Source organism: Ruegeria sp. CDSC025 (assembly GCF_059610805.1).
The window spans coordinates 419346-437376 of sequence record NZ_JBXWOJ010000001.1 but is presented as its reverse complement, the minus strand read 5'-3'; the positions used below and the strand labels follow the sequence as shown (position 1 = coordinate 437376).

The 18031-nt window shown below is 55.6% G+C and carries 19 protein-coding genes; 7 read left to right on the top strand and 12 right to left on the bottom strand.

Features of this window, described 5'->3' with window-relative positions; translation table 11 throughout:
• Positions 1–67: 67 nt before the first annotated feature.
• The gene (locus tag AC2FH8_RS02155) at positions 68–526 is read left to right on the top strand and encodes an SspB family protein (RefSeq protein ID WP_142633939.1); all 459 of its coding nucleotides are present in this window, start codon (positions 68–70) and stop codon (positions 524–526) included.
• Between the two features lie 34 nt (positions 527–560).
• Here the strand turns inward: AC2FH8_RS02155 and AC2FH8_RS02150 are convergent, their stop codons facing one another.
• Positions 561–1124, bottom strand: coding sequence for a hypothetical protein (locus tag AC2FH8_RS02150; protein ID WP_142633940.1), 564 nt, complete (start codon positions 1122–1124; stop codon positions 561–563).
• A gap of 206 nt (positions 1125–1330) precedes the next feature.
• On the opposite strand from AC2FH8_RS02150, the gene fumC reads away from it, so the two are divergent.
• From fumC to AC2FH8_RS02130, 4 genes are all read left to right on the top strand, one after another.
• Positions 1331–2725: a class II fumarate hydratase gene (fumC, locus tag AC2FH8_RS02145; protein WP_496687995.1), complete on the top strand. Its 1395-nt coding sequence runs from the start codon at positions 1331–1333 to the stop codon at positions 2723–2725.
• On the top strand, positions 2725–2901 hold the full coding sequence (locus tag AC2FH8_RS02140; RefSeq protein ID WP_142633944.1) for a DUF4169 family protein: 177 nt from the start codon (positions 2725–2727) through the stop codon (positions 2899–2901). Before fumC ends, AC2FH8_RS02140 begins: the two co-directional genes overlap by 1 nt.
• Positions 2898–3113 carry a ribbon-helix-helix domain-containing protein gene (locus AC2FH8_RS02135; RefSeq protein WP_496687992.1) on the top strand — a complete coding sequence of 72 codons (216 nt, stop codon included), beginning with the start codon at positions 2898–2900 and terminating at the stop codon, positions 3111–3113. The genes AC2FH8_RS02140 and AC2FH8_RS02135 overlap by 4 nt, the downstream gene beginning before the upstream one ends.
• 68 nt (positions 3114–3181) lie before the next feature.
• Positions 3182–3784, top strand: coding sequence for a DNA-3-methyladenine glycosylase I (locus AC2FH8_RS02130; protein ID WP_496675474.1), 603 nt, complete (start codon positions 3182–3184; stop codon positions 3782–3784).
• Between the two features lie 6 nt (positions 3785–3790).
• On the opposite strand, the gene AC2FH8_RS02125 is transcribed toward AC2FH8_RS02130, so the two are convergent.
• From AC2FH8_RS02125 to AC2FH8_RS02110, 4 genes are all read right to left on the bottom strand, one after another.
• The gene (locus tag AC2FH8_RS02125) at positions 3791–4672 is read right to left on the bottom strand and encodes a fructose bisphosphate aldolase (protein WP_496687989.1); all 882 of its coding nucleotides are present in this window, start codon (positions 4670–4672) and stop codon (positions 3791–3793) included.
• Between the two features lie 72 nt (positions 4673–4744).
• Complete coding sequence (locus AC2FH8_RS02120; protein WP_496687986.1) at positions 4745–6094, bottom strand: cytochrome P450; 1350 nt, start codon at positions 6092–6094, stop codon at positions 4745–4747.
• Positions 6091–7305: a hypothetical protein gene (locus tag AC2FH8_RS02115; RefSeq protein ID WP_496687983.1), complete on the bottom strand. Its 1215-nt coding sequence runs from the start codon at positions 7303–7305 to the stop codon at positions 6091–6093. The genes AC2FH8_RS02120 and AC2FH8_RS02115 overlap by 4 nt, the downstream gene beginning before the upstream one ends.
• A 63-nt stretch (positions 7306–7368) precedes the next feature.
• Positions 7369–8121 (bottom strand): cytochrome c biogenesis CcdA family protein, encoded by a 753-nt coding sequence (locus AC2FH8_RS02110; RefSeq protein WP_281994656.1) that lies wholly within the window; start codon positions 8119–8121, stop codon positions 7369–7371.
• A 105-nt stretch (positions 8122–8226) separates the two neighbouring features.
• On the opposite strand from AC2FH8_RS02110, the gene AC2FH8_RS02105 reads away from it, so the two are divergent.
• Positions 8227–8460 (top strand): sulfurtransferase TusA family protein, encoded by a 234-nt coding sequence (locus AC2FH8_RS02105; protein ID WP_271946987.1) that lies wholly within the window; start codon positions 8227–8229, stop codon positions 8458–8460.
• A 45-nt stretch (positions 8461–8505) separates the two neighbouring features.
• Here the strand turns inward: AC2FH8_RS02105 and AC2FH8_RS02100 are convergent, their stop codons facing one another.
• From AC2FH8_RS02100 to purC, 7 genes are all read right to left on the bottom strand, one after another.
• Positions 8506–11241, bottom strand: a complete 2736-nt coding sequence (locus AC2FH8_RS02100; RefSeq protein WP_496687979.1) for an Rne/Rng family ribonuclease — start codon at positions 11239–11241, stop codon at positions 8506–8508.
• Positions 11242–11747: 506 nt separating this feature from the next.
• A complete protein-coding gene (locus AC2FH8_RS02095) occupies positions 11748–13082 on the bottom strand; it encodes a sigma-54-dependent transcriptional regulator (protein WP_142633961.1) in 1335 nt (444 codons plus the stop codon).
• A gap of 12 nt (positions 13083–13094) precedes the next feature.
• A complete protein-coding gene (locus tag AC2FH8_RS02090) occupies positions 13095–14873 on the bottom strand; it encodes a sensor histidine kinase (RefSeq protein WP_496687976.1) in 1779 nt (592 codons plus the stop codon).
• Between the two features lie 36 nt (positions 14874–14909).
• Entirely contained in the window at positions 14910–15578 is a 669-nt protein-coding gene (gene purQ, locus AC2FH8_RS02085; RefSeq protein WP_271946978.1) for a phosphoribosylformylglycinamidine synthase subunit PurQ, read from the bottom strand.
• A gap of 22 nt (positions 15579–15600) precedes the next feature.
• Positions 15601–15831 (bottom strand): phosphoribosylformylglycinamidine synthase subunit PurS, encoded by a 231-nt coding sequence (purS, locus tag AC2FH8_RS02080; RefSeq protein WP_142633967.1) that lies wholly within the window; start codon positions 15829–15831, stop codon positions 15601–15603.
• A gap of 95 nt (positions 15832–15926) precedes the next feature.
• Positions 15927–16586 (bottom strand): MarC family protein, encoded by a 660-nt coding sequence (locus AC2FH8_RS02075; protein ID WP_281994658.1) that lies wholly within the window; start codon positions 16584–16586, stop codon positions 15927–15929.
• 129 nt (positions 16587–16715) lie between these two features.
• Positions 16716–17471 (bottom strand): phosphoribosylaminoimidazolesuccinocarboxamide synthase, encoded by a 756-nt coding sequence (gene purC / locus AC2FH8_RS02070; RefSeq protein ID WP_271946969.1) that lies wholly within the window; start codon positions 17469–17471, stop codon positions 16716–16718.
• Positions 17472–17657: 186 nt separating this feature from the next.
• Between purC and AC2FH8_RS02065 the strand changes: the two genes are divergently transcribed.
• Positions 17658–17975, top strand: a complete 318-nt coding sequence (locus AC2FH8_RS02065; RefSeq protein ID WP_142633973.1) for a DUF1476 domain-containing protein — start codon at positions 17658–17660, stop codon at positions 17973–17975.
• Positions 17976–18031: the final 56 nt, after the last annotated feature.

Sequence of the window (18031 nt, the reverse complement as noted above, 5' to 3'; positions counted from 1 at the left end):
GTGTAACCGGCCTTTCGTTTCCAAAGGAATCCCTTATGCTGAGGGAAGCCACTTTTGAGGATGACACATGTCGCAAGACATCGACTATGGGAACCTGATGCACACCGCCATGCGCGGGTTGATCAAGACGGTTCTGACCAGCGTTTCAGAAAATGGCCTGCCGGGTGCGCACCACTTTTTCATTACGTTTGATACCAGGTGTGACGGCGTGGAAATTGCCGAATGGCTGCATGATCGTTATCCGGAAGAGATGACTGTCGTGATGCAGCATTGGTTCGAAAATCTTGAGGTCGGCGAAAGCGGATTTGCCATCACGCTCAACTTTGGCGACGCGCCGGAACCTTTGTACATCCCCTATGCCTCGATCAAAACATTCGTCGACCCCTCTGTGGAATTTGGCCTGCGTTTTGAAAGCCCGGATGAAGAGGATGACTTTGATCCGATGGACGATGAGATAATCGAGGTCGAAGAAGAACCGCAACAGCATGACGCTGATGTCGTGTCGCTGGACAGCTTCAGAAAATAGTATATGCGCTGGAAAGCCTCGCGGTTTGCGGGGCTTACTCTTTCGTCAGGAACGTCTCTACGGAACGTGATTTGGTACCGTTGCGGAAACGGGAAAATGACAGGTTCAGACCGCCTTCTGCCAACGTTCTGTCATATTGCTGCAGCTCATAGCCGCCATTTTCTGCAATGAACAACGAAAACACGGTTAGAGTTTGACCCTCAATCCGGCCCCAGACGAACGGTTCCCCCTGCATCGGGTCAAGCGGAACTTCATGGCCGAATACATTGCGCTTCATGGCCGCGGAAAAGATGTCCGATCTGTCCGAGGTCTGAAAATCAATCGAGAATGCCTGTTCCTTGACGCGGCCATTCAGTTTGTAAGTTGTCGTCTTCCAACTAACATTGAACCCGTTCTTCAATTCCTGGATTGACACACTCATATCACGAGGTGTTTCGGTCCCGTTTGCATCGACAACATTGGCAGACCCAACGTAGCTGCCAACAAAGGGCTCAATATCTGCCGCATGAAGCGGATTTACCGCCAAGGAGGCCCACAGAACGGTGGCAAAGGAATAGATAATGAAATTCAGGCAAGTGGTCGGGTGATTCAGACGCATTGCGGCCTCCGGCGTGCTCTGACTCTATAGTAGCTCACCCACCGGCGCGTACAATGGCGGTGATGGCGATTGCGACGAGAAAAATGACGCAGCTCTGCGCCTATACCTTTGTCAGGCATAAGTTTATGGTGCGCGCAACTGGCCGATTGCACCGCGACGCTGCTGACTGTAATTGGCATGCAATGGTATACATGACGGAGTGACCGATGTCTCAAACCCGCACCGAATCCGACAGCTTTGGCCCTCTGGAGGTTCCCGCAGACAAATACTGGGGTGCGCAGACCCAGCGTTCGATTATGAACTTCCCCATTGGATGGGAAAAACAGCCTGTGGCCATCGTGCGGGCCTTAGGTGTGATCAAAAAAGCCTGCGCCATGCAGAACAAGTCGACAGGGAAACTGGACGCGCGGATTGCGGATGCGGTGATTCAGGCCGCGGGTGAGGTTTTTGAAGGTAAGTTCGACGACAACTTTCCGCTGGTCGTCTGGCAAACAGGATCCGGCACCCAGTCGAACATGAACTCGAACGAGGTTATTGCGAACCGGGCTATCGAAATCCTGGGTGGTACAATCGGCACAAAAGACCCGGTTCATCCAAACGATCATTGCAACATGGGCCAGTCCTCGAACGACACGTTCCCGACGGCCATGCATATCGCCACAGGTATGAGCGTTCGGGACGTTCTGCTGCCGGGTCTGGAAAAGCTGGCCTCGGGGCTGGAGCAGAAGGCCGAAGAATTCAAAGACATCATCAAGATCGGCCGGACCCATACGCAGGATGCCACGCCGCTGACACTGGGTCAGGAATTTGGCGGCTACGCCCATCAAATTCGTCAAGGTATCGCACGGGTCAACGCCGCGATGCCTGGCATTTACGAGCTTGCCCAGGGCGGCACCGCTGTTGGTACCGGCCTGAACACCCAAACCGGGTGGAGCGAGGCAGTCGCTGTGAATATGGCTGATATCACCGGCCTGCCCTTTGTGACCGCTCCGAACAAGTTCGAGGCGCTGGCCGCCCATGATGCGATGGTTTTCCTGTCAGGCGCACTGGCGACCATCGCTGGTAGCTGCTATAAAATAGCGAATGATATCAGGCTGTTGGGCTCGGGTCCGCGATCCGGTTTGGGCGAATTGATCCTGCCCGAGAATGAGCCCGGATCGTCGATCATGCCGGGCAAGGTCAACCCGACCCAAGCCGAAGCGCTGACTCAGGTCGCAGCCCATGTCATGGGCAATGATGCCGCCATCAAATTCGCCGGCAGCCAGGGACATTTCGAATTGAATGTCTATAACCCCATGATGTCCTACAATCTTTTGCAGTCGATCCAACTGCTTGGTGATGCCACAGACAGCTTTACCGAGCGGATGTTGCTGGGCATTCAGGCCAACGAACCACGCATCGAAAAGCTGATGAAGGAATCGCTCATGCTGGTCACCGCCCTTGCCCCAACCATCGGGTATGACAACGCCACGACCGTCGCCAAGACCGCGCATAAGAATGGCACCACCCTCAAGGAAGAGGCCATCGCGCTTGGCTTTGTCGACGCCGAGACCTTTGACGCGGTTGTGCGTCCCGAACAAATGATTGGGCCCAAGGACTGATGGCAAAGCCGGTCAATCTTAACCGGTACAGAAAAGACAAGGCGCGGGCCGAGAAAAAGGCCCGCGCCGACCAGAACGCCGTGTCATTTGGGCGCAACAAAGCCGAGAAAGACGCAAGTAAAAAACACCTGGAAAAGTCGCGGCGCGACTTGGATGGGCACGAGATCGACAAATGAATGGACGTCCCATCAAACGCTCATTGACGCTTAAAGGTCATCGAACCTCGGTATCTCTTGAGGACGAGTTTTGGAAATCCTTTCGTGCCATTGCAGCTGATAAAGATATGGCAATCAATGCCTTAGCTGCGGAAATTGATTTTAACCGTGACCCTGAGGTTGGATTGGCTTCGGCAATACGCGTTTATATTCTGAACTGGTATCGCGGCTGACTTTCCGTTCTTGATTTGGCCTCTGGAAAATGCCTATGCTCATACCAGAACAAAAAGGGAACTTAGTGATGAGCGAAACAGTTACCGGCCCAGACGGTCAACCGCGTTGTGCATGGTGTCAGTCTGCGCCAGAGTTTTTCGACTATCACGACAATGAATGGGGCTATCCGGTCAGCGACGATCAGCGTTTGTTTGAGAAGCTGTGCCTTGAAAGCTTTCAGTCCGGCCTCAGCTGGCGCACCATTCTTTCCAAACGCGAGAACTTTCGAAAAGCATTTAAACATTTTGATTACAACGCAATAGCGAAGTTTGATGAGGCAGATGTCACCCGTCTTTTGCTGGATGCAGGCATTGTCAGGCATCGCGGAAAGATCGAAGCAGTCATCAACAACGCCCGGCGTGCCCAGGAGCTGGTGGCAGCTGAGGGGTCGATTGCAGCTTATGTCTGGCGCTATGAGGCCAGTTCACCGCCAGCGCCGCAAACAGCCTCAACTTCGGCTGAATCTATTGCCATGTCCAAAGACCTTAAAAAGAGGGGATGGAAGTTTGTGGGCCCGACCACGGTTTTTGCATTCATGCAGGCCATGGGTCTAGTAAACGATCATGCGACCGAGTGTTCTATGCGGGAAAAAGCGGCGCAGATGCGCCGCGATTTCACTAAACCGAAATAGCGCAGCTTAGGCAGAGGCGCGAGAAATCTTATCGATATTGCTGCCGAGGGCCGTATTGAATTCGGCATCTGACTGCTTTTTCGACAGTCCTTCGGTCAGCGCACGAGAGAAAGACGCAATCATCTTGCTATTCTGCGCCAGCAGATCACAGGCTTGTTCGGTCGAATATCCGCCGGACAGGGCTACGACCCGCAAAACTCTGGGGTGGTCAGCCAGATCGTCATACAGATTAGCCTGGCTGGGGATGGTAAGCTTAAGCATGACATCCTGGCCATCATCCAACTGATCTAGGTTCTGCAAGATTTCCGATTTTAGAATTGCTTCGGCTTCGGCTTTGGTGGTCGAGTTGATGTTCACCTCGGGCTCGACAATCGGAACCAACCCGGCGGCAACGACTTCACGCGCCACATCGAACTGCTGCGCGACAACGTTTGCGATGCCTTTGGCGTTGGCCTCATGGATCACGGAACGTTCCTTAGTGCCGAAAACGCCTTCGGCTTTAGCCAAAGTGTCGGCCAGACCGGGGATCGGTTTCATGACCTGAACGCCATCGGCCTCATCCTCGAGGCCCTTGTCGATCTTCAGAAACGGAACGATGCCTTTTACGTTCCAAAGGAAATCAGCGACTTTACGGCCATCAATCTCTTCACTGAGCGTGCGTTCGAACAGGATCGCGCCGATGACTTTGTCGTTTGTGAAGCCATCCGCCAGAATGATACGCGCGCGCATCTTCTGGATTTCGCCGAACATCTCTGCGTCCGAGCCGTATTCTGACGCGTCTACCCCATAAAGCGCCAGCGCCTTGGGGGTCGAGCCGCCACTTTGGTCCAGTGCTGCAATAAAACCGGCACCGTTGGACATCTGCTCACGCTGTAGTGTTTTGGACATATGACTTTCCCGTTCGAAATGATTCCGCGTTTTTCAACCGCATACAGCATGGAGCATGCCGATGGTAGTTTGTTAGCGCTCAACCAGGCGCAACCAAATTCCATCTTTGGATCTGACGGTCAGATGAGCCACCGGAACCGGCTCTGGCGTGTCCGAGATTTCGAACCTGAACTTCCGCAGTAGTGACGACAGCAATAGCGGACCTTCGACCATTGCAAATCCGGCACCGATGCAAATGCGCGACCCGGCCGAGAATGGGATGAAAGCCTCTCTGGGACAGCTTTCCTCATTGCCTTTGGCCCAGCGAGACGGGTCGAACCCGTCGGGGTCTGCCCACAGACGTTCGTGCCGATGCAGGTGCCATGGGCTGATAACTATCTGCGAGCCCGGTTTAATCGCTCGGCCCCTGAAGTTTTCGCGGCATGTGGCCTCTCGCACCATCATCGGGACCGGGGGGTACAATCGCAGCGTTTCGCGAAACACGTCGCGGCTGAGCTTCAACAGCGATACGGAGGTAAAATCGGACAGGTCCAGCCCTTGCGCCTCGGCCGCCAGCTTGTCCTGCCAATCCGGGTGGGTCGCCAAAAGGTACAACGCCCAAGCCAACGCAGAAGCGCTGGTCTCGTGGCCTGCCAGAAAGAAGATCGCCACCTGATCAACCATCTCCTGCGTGTCAAAACACTTGCCGGTCTTGGGATCAGCCGTTGTCATGATCTTTGTCGCCAGATCATGCGGCGCCTGCCCGGCCTCAATCATCCTCGCGCGTTGAGCGGTCATTTCGGTGATCAGCGTCCTGATTTCACGCGCGGTCTTGCGAGTTTTTCTGGAATGTAGCCGCGGCATCCATTTGGGCAGAGGCAGAAACGCCGCCAAATTCAACAGCGGTTGCTCTCTTTGATAGGTTCGGAATTTCTCAAAAACCTGAGACGCAACGCGGTCTTCAATCGGTACAGAAAAAAGCGTTCGAAAGATCACATCCGCGGCGACGTGACTGGTGACCTCTTCGCACTCGATGACAGAACCGGCCTGTCCGAGCAGACGCGCGACGCAGGCCTCTGCCGCCTGAACCATGGCCGGATAGGTATCTTTCAGGCGCCCGCCCTCAAACGCCGGGTCGATAACCCGGCGCTGGCGTTTCCAGTTTTCACCATTGGTCAGAAAGACCGAATTCCCCAGCAACGGCCGCAGACCCTCGCCAATACGGTCTGATTTCGGAAAATCATCGGGGCGTTTTTTCAGAACGGTTTCAACAAGTTCAGGTTGGTTCGTCAGATATGATCGAAAGAACGGCGTCTTAAACTCGGCCATCCATGCGCGGTACAATCGCTGCGGCTGTGCCGAGAGGATGTCCTTGCGAAACAACCTGAAATAGCGCCACAGCGAAACCCTGTCTGACCGCGATGTGGGCTTTGGCGGGGTCATGCTTGCACCGAAACATACTTGGATACAGATCGCACAATCCGGGATCCCGAAGGTTTGCGATCGGCGAACCGATGCCCAAGCGACAGAGGCCCGGCAGTCACGCGGAAATAATCGTACCTGTCCGGGTGATCAAAGGCGCAGAGATATTGGAAATGCAGTCTGAAAAACCGCCACCTCAGGGCGCGCCACCGTTCTGCTGACAGCGTTTGCGTAAACGCGGCAGATAACACCAAAGGCCAGCGCTGATCGGCATCCGCGACCCCGCTTACAGCGACAGGATCACACAGAGCGAATGCGCAGCCGTCCCCGGGTGCAGAAATGTCGACCCAAGCCAAGTCCTCGCGTTTCGAAAGAAACCTCAGGTCCGCGCGCAGATCGTATGCGTTGGGCAGGAACGAGACCATGGGAACCACCTGCCCCAATGTCAGAAAGGACAGCTCTGGCCCGTCTGTGCCCACCCGTCCGGATCGGATCAGATCGGCCAGAACCGTGACACCCAGATGAGCGCCGGAACTGTGGCCGACGATCAGAACCTCATCCGTCTCATCGGTAAGAGCTGCGGCAATCGCATTTGTGAACTCCGATAGGCGTCCAGCCAATTCAGGAGGTGTTTTACCACCTGAAGCCGCTGAATAGGCGTAATCGTGCATCAGATAATAGACGAACAGCTTGTTGTCGATTTTCCGGAACCACAGCATCAGCACATAGGCAACACCAATAGACAGAACCAACGCCACCAAAGACAGGACCGGCGCAATCAGAACTGTCAGCCCGATGACCACAGCCATTGCGACCAAAAGCTGTGCGATCAGCATCACGATCGGATAAATCGCGGCAATCACCGGACCTTTGCGCAATCGCATCAGGCGCCATAACACGCCGGTCGAGATATAGATCCATGCCGTACGCAGCATCTGCAGATAGGTGGCCGCAATCGAGTTCGACATGCTGGAGCGTACGATGTCGGACCAGACCAGCACCTCGACATCTGTGTGAACTTCAGCCCCGTCCTGAACCGAATGGACGTGCCATCCATACAAGCCCTCTCCGGTTTTGGGCGAGACCGAGATTTCATACCCTGAAATAGCCGCCTGTCTTGCGCTTTCACTGCGGTAAAGCTCGCGATAGCGCCGTGGCGGGATCGGGTCATATCCGGGAATATAGAATACCCTACGCCGTTTCACCCGAGGTTGATTTGTCTGACTGCTCATGGTCTTACCTTCTGCGACGCAGGTTAGCGCAGCATTACAGCCAAAGTAAGTCAGATAAGAGGGTTACCCAAAGTTTGCCAGCGCCGGGAAGGCTTCCAACAGCCACCAACTGAACTCAGTGAACAGGCCGGTGATCAGCATGATACCAACAAACAGCAACAGGCCACCCATGATCCTCTCGATCAGTGCCATATGGGGCTTTATTCGGTTCATCACCGACATGGATCGGTTCAGGAACATCGCGGCGAGCAGGAAAGGTATGCCAAGACCCGCTGCATAGACGCCCAGCAACAATGTCCCACGTGCGACGGATGCCTCGGAGGCAGCCAACGACAGGATCGCACCCAGTTGCGGGCCGATACAGGGCGTCCAGCCAAAGGCGAAGGCCAGACCCAGAATATAGGCCCCAAAGACAGACCCGCCGCTGTCGCCGGCTTCGATCCGGGCCTCACGGTCAAGGAATGGGATGCGGAAGACGTTCAGGAAATGCAGGCCAAAAATGATGACCACCGCGCCTGAGATCTTGGCGAACAGCACTTGGTTCTGCAGCACGAACGCCCCAAACGCAGAGGCTGTGAAGCCAAGCAACAGAAACACCGTGGACAGCCCCATGACAAAGAACAGCGCCGAAAGTGTCGCTTTTCTGCGCGCGCGGACCTCATCCTGCATCTCGTTGATCGTGACGCCGCTCATATAGGCGAGATAGGGCGGTACAATCGGCAGCACGCAGGGCGATAAAAAGCTGATCAACCCACCGAGCAATGCGATGAACATGGCGGGCAACAGCCCTGCGTCAATGATATCAATTCCGAACATGTTTCAGCACATATGTCATGAAGTCGCCCGCGTCACGGGGCCATTCGGTCACATCCTCGTGGTTGCACGCTGGACACCGTCTGAAAGTGGAAATATCTCAGGTACATGTCAAACCAAACCGAGACACTGGACGCGTTGGGGCTGCTGTGCCCTCTGCCCGTCCTGAAGGCCCGTAAACGGCTCAAGTCAATGCCCGCGGGAGCGGTCTTGAAAGTGCTGGCGGATGATCCCGCTGCAGTCATTGATGTTCCACATTTCTGCATGGAAAGTGGACATCGCTTGCTGTCACAGGAAGAATCTGACGGGCATCAGGTCTACACCATCCAGAAGTCCGTTTGAGACCCGTCAAATAAAAAGGCGGGCTCTGAGGCCCGCCTTTTCAAGTTACTGGCCCAACGACCACCAACCGCGCCGTTTTGGCTTGGCAGGCTCCGATGGCGTTTCCGGTTCATCCGCAACCACTTCCAGCACAGGCTCTGTGACTTCTACTGTTGGTTCCTCAGTGGCTTCAACCGCAACAACCTCTTGAACAGGCTCTGCCGCTTCCGGCGTTTCTTCTGTCGGCACGGCAGTTTCCGAAACCGTTTCCTGTTTCGGTGCTGCTTCGGCTTCGACAGTTTCGATTTCTGCCGGAGCTTCCGTTTCAGCTTCGACCTTGGCCTCTGGTTCAGCTTCGACGACCTGTTCGGTTATCGTCTCGGCATCTTCGGCGTCCTTCTTCTTGCGACGCGGAGCCCGGCGGCGTTTAGGCTTGGCAGGCGCTTCTTCCTGCGTCTCTTCCACCGCTACTACGGCATCTGTTGCAGGTTCTTCCACAGCTTCCTCGGACGCTTCAGCTGTATCTTCATCAGCCTCTTGCCCGTTAGAATCCTGCCCCTCGGCACCACCATTGCCCTTCTTGCGACGACGCCGACGGCGCTTGCGCTTGGGTTTGGTTTCATCTTCAGCCTGCGGCGTTTCTTCTTCGACGGTCTCTTCTTCAGAGGCGTCGACCATTTCCATCAGCGTGGCATCAACCGATACAACCGGCGCACTGGCTTCGGGAACAATCCGGCTGGCAGTCTTGAACTTCTCCATCGAGAAATCAGGGCTTACCAGATGCACATCCCCTTCGATGCGAACCGACAGACCATAGCGCGCTTCAATCTGTGCGATATGCTCGCGCTTTTGGTTCATCAGGAAGTTGGCGATGCTGACCGGGCAGCGCACCAGCACCTCGCGTGAGCGACGGCGCGTGCCTTCTTCCTCGATCTGGCGCAGAATGCTCAGCGCCATGTTGTCATCCGAACGGATCAGGCCGGTGCCATGGCAGGCCGGACAAGGCTGTGTCGTTGCCTCCAACATACCGGGACGCAGGCGCTGTCGGCTCATTTCCATCAGACCAAAACCAGATATGCGACCAACCTGGATGCGCGCACGGTCTGTTTTCAGTTTTTCTTTCAGGCGTTTTTCGACAGCGGCGTTGTTCTTCCGCTCGTCCATATCGATAAAATCGATGACGATCAGGCCGGCCAAATCACGCAGACGCAACTGGCGGGCTACCTCTTCGGCGGCCTCAAGGTTGGTCTTCAGGGCCGTTTCCTCGATCGAGCCTTCTTTGGTTGCCCGACCCGAGTTCACGTCGACCGCCACAAGCGCTTCGGTCACACCGATCACGATATAGCCACCCGATCTCAGCTGTACCGTCGGGTTGAACATCCCCGCCAGATAGCTTTCCACCTGATAGCGCGCGAACAATGGCAGCGCGTCTTCGTACCGCTGCACATTCTTGGCGTGCGACGGCATGATCATTTTCATGAAGTCCTTGGCGATGCGATATCCGCCTTCGCCTTCGACCAGAACCTCGTCGATGTCGCGATTATAGAGATCGCGGATCGACCGTTTGATCAGGTCGCCTTCTTCATAGATCTTCGCAGGCGCGATGGATTTCAACGTCAGCTCGCGGATCTGTTCCCACATACGTTGCAGATATTCGTAATCGCGCTTTATTTCGGATTTGGTGCGTTTCGCCCCGGCGGTCCGAATGATAAGACCCGCCCCTGTCGGGACGTCAATCTCAGCCGCAATTTCCTTAAGCTTTTTGCGATCAGGCGCGTTGGTAATCTTACGGCTGATGCCGCCGCCCCGCGCGGTGTTCGGCATCAAAACACAATATCGGCCAGCAAGTGACAAATAAGTGGTCAGAGCTGCACCTTTGTTGCCACGCTCTTCCTTGACGACCTGCACAAGCAGAACCTGGCGTACTTTGACGACTTCTTGAATCTTGTACCGGCGCGCGCGCGGTTTGCGCGGTGGACGGATGTCTTCGCTGTCATCTTCGTCGGCAACCGACTCAATAGTCTCGTCTTTTGCGGTGGCGTCCGTACGGGTGTTTTCTTCTTCGTCGTCGCCAACCTCGTCAGAGGCGTCCTCGGCGTTGGCTTCAGCGCTTGTCGCGTCATCCGCGTCCGTCTCAGTCGCGGCGCTTTCCTGCGCCCCGGCCTCTTCGTCCGTGCCGACTTGATCAGCGCTAGCATCTGATTGGTCGACTTCTTCCGCAGGCGCGTCTTCAGTTTCTGCGGTTGCTTCTTCCGCCTCCGGTTCGTCCGTCGGCTCTTCTACAGGAGTTTCTGCCACATGATCGGCCGGAGATGTTCCTTCTTCTACAGAAGGATCATTGGCCTCATCGCTCTCATCCAGGTCAATCGTTTCCATGCCTGTGGGTTCGGACGAGACCTCGACCGATTCCACTGCATCATCCGATTTGATATCGGCGGCCTTGGCGCGCGAGCGCGAACGGCGTCTTTTGGGCTTGGTTTCCTCAGCCTCATCACGCGCACGCATTGCCTCGGCATAGGCGCGCTCTTCTTCCATCAGAGCTTCGCGATCAGCGACGGGAATCTGATAATAGTCGGGATGAATTTCCGAGAACGCCAGGAATCCGTGGCGATTTCCGCCATAGTCAACAAAAGCTGCCTGCAGCGAGGGTTCGACCCGTGTAACTTTTGCTAGATATATGTTGCCAGCAAGCTGACGTTTGTTTTCGGATTCAAAATCAAATTCCTCGACCTTGTTTCCGTCAACCACCACGACGCGGGTTTCTTCCGCGTGGGTGGCATCGATAAGCATTTTCTTAGCCATGTTTCCTTGGTGCACCGCGCCAAACGCGTTGTCCTAACCCGTCCAGGAGGACGGGTGCTTTTGGGGTGGTGTCTTGTCAGGGCGATTTCAGACGGCGCGCTGCAGGGTCTGGCACTGTGGCCCCCTGCCCGTACACTCAGTCGTTGCGCGCGCGTCATCGCGGTTCTTCTCCGACAGGCGCGAACGACCGCTGCCTGCCCATTTATTCCTTTCGCCCGCTTTTCTGCGGGCTCAGGCGTTCAATCACCCCGTCAAGGGGCACAATCGGTCTGCTTGGCCAGTGTGGGACCTGGTCTCCACCAGTGGCGTTGCAGCGAATCTCAAAGATCGGGACTTTTCGGCGTCAAATCCGCCCAGCCCGTCTGTTTACAATAAAAGCAGTCCTGTGGAAAAGACAATGGGCAAACTGCATTGAAGACCCCGACCACCGGTCGGGATCTCGTTATCCAGCTAAAAACATCACTTGGTATCACCCAAAGGGCGACAAAGGCATCGCCTCAAGCCCGTCACAGGTAATCGGAACGTTGCAGGCCATATTTGGCCATCTTCTCATTCAATGTCCGACGCGGCAGGCATAGTTCATCCATAACCGAGGCAATCGACCCCTTATGCCGCCGCATGGTATTGTCGATCAGCATCCGCTCGAATGCCTCGACATATTCCTTGAGCGGCTTGCCTTCGGTCGTCATCACGGGCTGCATTTCTTCGTGATCAGACATCAACAGGGATGCGATCGTCCCCGATCCGCGACGGGATTGCAGCACGGCACGTTCCGCGATGTTTATCAGCTGCCGTACGTTTCCGGGCCACGGCGCTTGCAAAAGCTGAGCCGCCTCTTGCGCACTGACCTGAGGTGCATCGCAGCCGTATTCTTCGGCGAATTGCTCGCTCAGCCGCGTGAACAGGGTCAGAATGTCTTCACCGCGCTGACGCAGCGGCGGCATTGTGATCCGCAAAGCTGCTAGCCGGTAGAACAGATCAGGGCGCAGAACGTCCTCGCTGGTTTTCCCAGCTTCCTGCAGGTTGGATATGGCGACGATGCGGGTTTCTGCAGGCGTGCCCTGATCATTCATGACACTCAGCAGTTTCGCCTGAAGCGTATCGCTGAGCGCCTCGACATCCTCCAGAACCAGGGTTCCACCCCGGGCTTCCTCAATCGCGGGCAACTGGCTGTCTTCTGGCATCATCGGGCCGAACAGACGCTTTCCCAAGGCCTCTTCTTCGAGGGCAGCACACGAAACCAGAACAAATTTTTTGCCTGCGCGACTGCCAACAGCGTGCAACGCATGTGCAACCAGAGTTTTCCCGGTGCCGGTTTCTCCGTCGATCAGAACATGACCGTCAGCCTGCCCCAGATCCAGAATATCCTCGCGCAAGCGCTCCATCACGGGGCTGGCACCGATGAGTTTGTTCATGATCTGAGTGCCACCGGACAGCTCGCGGCGCAGGGCCCGATTGTCCAGCGTCAACCGGCGGGCATTGCTGGCACGTTTGGCCAGTTCGGACATCCGATCCGGGTTAAACGGCTTTTCGAGGAAATCAAACGCACCCACGCGCATGGCCTCAACCGCCATTGGCACGTCACCGTGGCCGGTAATCATGATGACCGGCAAGGTGCTGTCCGCGCCCATCAGCTTTTTCAACAGCTGGATCCCGTCCATACCAGGCATCTTGATGTCCGATATGACGATACCCGGATAATCCGGACCCAGAACTTTCAGTGCATCCTCGGCACTGGAAAAGGTTTCAGTGTCATATCCCGACAGTGCCAGCCATTGGCTGATCGACTGGCGCATGTCCTGTTCGTCATCAACAATGGCGATTTTCATGGCCTGTGCCATATTCATTCCTCGTTATTCAGCGGCCTCAAGGCCATCGCTTCCAAGTATCGGCAGTTGCATCTCAAACACCGCGCCACCGTGCTGGCTGTTGCGCGCGGTCAGCCGTCCCCCATGGTCGTTCACGATACCGGATGAGATGGCAAGCCCCAGACCGACTCCATCGCCGGGTTGTTTGGTCGTATAGAACGGCTCAAACAGGTTTTCGATGTCTTCAATCCCATAGCCGTTATCGCGTACAGTCAGAACCGCCTGGTCACCCGCGGCCAGTATGATTTCAACATCCGGTTCCGATACAGACTTGGTGGCGTCCAAGGCATTACGCAAGAGGTTCACCATAACCTGTTCGATCCGCATGCGGTCGCCCATGACCAGTACGGTTTCTTCCGGCAGTATCTGCGTAATCTTGACGTGCCTCTGACGCAGTTGCGGCTCCATCATTGACAGCGACGAAGCCAGCGCTTCGCCAAGGTTAACTGGTGAAAACGCATCCGCACCCTTGCGGGCATAGGACTTGAGCTGGCGTGTTATTGCGCCCATCCGTTCAATCAGGCCGTCGATGCGGCCAAAGCTGGCCAGCGCCTCTTCGGGGCGGTTCCGTCGCAGCAGCAAACGCGCGCCGGCAAGATAGGTCTTCATTGCAGCCAAAGGTTGATTCAGCTCGTGGCTGACGGCCGCAGACATCTCGCCCAGGGCCGCGAGTTTCGAGCTTTGGGCCAGCGTCTGCTCGGCTACTTCCAGCGTCTTTTCAACCCGTTCCCTCTCAGCGATTTCCCGCTGTAGCCTTGCGTTCAATGCGCGAAGCTCTGCCGACTCGCGCTGGAACAAGGCCATTCTGAACGTGGCCCTACGGCTGAGCGCATAGAAGGCAAGCGCCAACAGAATCGCAAAACCCATGATTTCCAATGCAAGAACGCTGTTTACCTTCTCACGGATCGAGGCGTAGGTCGTGAACGAGGTCATGGTCCAGCCGCGGAATGGAATGCGTGTCTCCATGCGGATCACCGCCTCGCCCTGTAAATAGGCGTCGGGGGGCAGAGCCGTCCAATCGGTCGTGGCCCTGATAGCGCGCTGGATGGCACTTTGCGGCGGCTGCCGCAGCATGGCAGCCCCCTCCTCTACTCCGCGCCATTGCGGTTCGGTTGACAGAATAATGGTGCCCGTACTGTCAGCGACCAGAACAGCATCGGAGATACCTGCCCAGGCGCGCTCAAATTTTTGCAGATCAACCTCGACGACTATGACCCCAAGGATGTCCGACGAGGCCTCCATCCGGCGCGAATAGATAAAGCTGTAACCACCGGATTCCTTTTCAATCACGGTGAAGATGGTCGAGTTTGACCGAATGGAATCTACAAAATACGGCGCGTTCCGGTGCGTCTCGCCCAAACGATTGCGATCGGTTGCGGCCACAGACCGGCCATCCCGATCCAACAGCATCAATGACGCGGCGCCTATCTCTTCGACAAAAGAAATAAGTCGCTGCGTGGACAGTGTAAAATCGCTGGATTGCAACGCCGAGATCAGCGTCGGATCCCGTGCCAGCAGCTGCGGCACAATCGCATTTCTGCGCAGCTCGCTCAGCAGGTTCCCGGAATATAGAGCAAGGCGCAGCTCGGCCCGGTTTCGCGTGGATTCAGTAAACCGATCCGTCAGCAGACTGTTGGTTATCCATATCGTCGCAACCGTTACCAACAAAAGCACCAGAACAGCCGCGCGCAAAGGCCAGCCAAGAGGCGCAGCGCGGAGCGGTTTGAACAGTGCAGACCAGGTAGAGCGTGTGTCGGAACTCATCCCCGAAAGTTACGCGGGCTAAGATGCAAGCTCAAGTCACGCAGGTGCGACGATGCCCGACAATGCGCGAAACAATGCCGTTCCATCGGTGCCACCATGCCCTTCGTCTGCCGCTCGTTCGGGATGCGGCATCATACCAAGAACACGGCGGTTTTCAGACAGAATGCCCGCAATGTCGCCAACCGAGCCGTTCGGATTCTCGGTATAGGTGAATGCGATCCGGTCGTGATCCCTGAGCGTGGACAATGTAGCCTCATCCGCGAAATAGTTTCCATCATGATGCGCAATCGGAATGCCGATCACATCGCCAGCGTTATAGCCTTGGGTAAAGGCGCTGTCGCTGGTTGCGACCTTCAGGCCTACGGTACGACAGATATATTTCAGGTTCGCATTGCGCAGCAGAGCGCCGGGCAGAATGCCCGTTTCGGTCAGGATCTGAAAACCGTTACAGATACCAACGGCGTATCCGCCACGCTCGGTGTGGTCGACCACGGCCTTGCAGATCGGGGATTGTGCGGCAATCGCTCCGCAGCGCAGGTAGTCTCCATAAGAAAACCCGCCGGGGACACCGACAATGTCCACGCCCTTGGGCAGAGCGGCATCTTTATGCCAGACCATGTCTACCTGGAACCCGGCCTGTTCAAAGGCAACGGCAAGATCCCGATCACAGTTGGAACCGGGGAAAACGATGACAGCTGCGCGCATGGCTAGCCCTCCTGCAAGCGGTTCAGACCAGTTCGATCTCGTAGCGTTCGATGACCGTGTTAGCCAACAGTTTTTCGCACATCTCGGTGACGTCCGATTCCGTCGCACCCTCGGCGAGTTCAAGATCAATCACCTTGCCCTGACGGACGCCTTCGACCTGATCAAAACCCATGGCACCCAATGCGTGGCGCACCGCTTCACCCTGAGGGTCAAGTACCCCGGTTTTCAGCATCACATGCACACGTGCTTTCATTTACTGCAACTCCAGCTGAGGGCCGGTATTTGAGGCCCGTTCCGTTGTGCGCGGGGATAGCGCGACTGTCGGCGTTCGACAACCCTTGTCAGCACCTACTCGGAACCCTTTAGCGCGGGATAATGCGTATCTATTGCGTTGAAGGTCCCTGTCAGAACCATTTCAACCGCTACGGCAACCAAAATGATGGCCATAACACGGGTGATCACATTGATCATTGTCGGCCCAAAGAACCTGGAAATAGGGTCAGCGAATAACAATCCCAGCCCGACAATAGCGCAGGCAATCAAAACGGCCGCCCCCAAAGTTACTACCTCGGCGCCGTCGGGCAAACTATGCGCGAACACAATGGTTGTCGCGATAGTGCCGGGCCCAATCGTTAACGGGATAGCCAGGGGAACAACCGCAATGTTCTTCTTCTGCGCGCCATCTTTAACGGCTTTCTGATCGCTTTCTGACCGGTCAGACGCGTTCAGCATCGACATACCAACCCCAAGAATGATCAACCCACCAGCGATGCGAAAAGACGGAATGTCGATACCGAAAAGCGCCAGAATTTCTTCGCCGATCAGTACCGAAATCAGTGATACAATCACAACCGTGGCTGTCACAACCATTGCAACGCGTTTACGTTCTAGCGGGCTATACCCCTCGGTCATGCTGAGGAAAATCGGGATGCCGTATAGCGGGTTGAAAATCGCCAGCAGCGCAGCGAGGAACTTTAAAAATACTGCCTGATCAAATAGCTCGGCCATTTTTATTCACCCGATTACGCTTGTTCAACAAACAATGCCGGACAAGCTGCGGCCCTGTCAAATACCCGATCTCAAATAAAAACGCCGCCCAATATCGGCGGCGTTTTTGCGTTGTTCTTCGGCTTTCGATCAGTTGATCAGGGTCGGTTTGGACACATTGCTTTTCGGCAGAACGCCTAGGCGACGCGCAACTTCCGAGTAGGCGTCGGTCAGGCTGCCCAGGTCGCGGCGGAATACGTCCTTGTCTAGCTTCTGGCCGGTTTCGATATCCCAAAGACGGCAGCTGTCTGGGCTGATTTCATCCGCTATGATCAGGCGCTGGAAGTCACCTTCATAGACGCGACCGATTTCAATTTTGAAATCGACCAGACGAATGCCAACCGCCAGCATCACACCGCTCATGAAATCATTCACCCGCAATGCGAGGCTAAGAATGTCTTCCATGTCCTGCTGGCTGGCCCAGCCAAAGGCGGCGATATGTTCTTCGGTGACAAGAGGATCACCCAACGCGTCGTCCTTGTAGCAGTATTCCACTATCGGGCGCGGCAGCTGTGTCCCCTCGGCAATGCCAAGGCGTTTGGACATCGTGCCAGCCGCGAAATTGCGAACAATAACTTCAAGCGGTACGATTTCGCAGTTGCGGACCAACTGTTCGCGCATGTTCAGGCGACGGATGAAATGGGTCGGCACACCGATTTGATTCAACCCGTTCATGAAGTATTCGCTCAGGCGGTTGTTCAGCACACCTTTCCCGTCGATCACGTCCTTCTTTTCAGCGTTGAAGGCAGTGGCGTCATCCTTGAAATACTGCACGATTGTACCCGGTTCAGGGCCTTCATACAAAATCTTGGCCTTACCTTCGTAAATTTTCTTGCGACGCGCCATAAGCGACCTTTCCAGACTGTCGCGAGGGAAAAAGTTCCTTCGCCTTGGCGCTCTCTTAGTCCAACCCCCACCTTCCCGCAAGTTCCGAGGCCCGAGAGGCTTTGACGCAGCGCAAATACCTTGCACCCGGATCGTCGTATCGTCATATCATTAAGGAAAGAACTACCAACCCAAGGGGTCCAACTGATGACTACGTTTGACGAGCGCGAAAACGCATTCGAAGCAAAATTCGCCCATGATGAAGAAATGCAGTTCAAAGCACAGGCGCGTTGCAACAAACTGCTTGGCCTTTGGGCGGCCGAAAAACTGGGCAAAACCGGTAATGAAGCCGATGAATACGCAAAATCCGTTGTGATTTCAGACCTGGAAGAAACCGGGCACGAAGATGTCGTGCGCAAAGTTTCCGGCGATCTCGGGGATCTGTCTTCGGATGACGATATCCGTGCAAAGATGGCCGAGTTTCTGGTCGAGGCCAAAGCACAGGTTCTCAACGAAACTAACTAAGGTCTCCCCGCAATATTCATGATCTTCATGAGATTTATGAATTTGATTTGACGCCC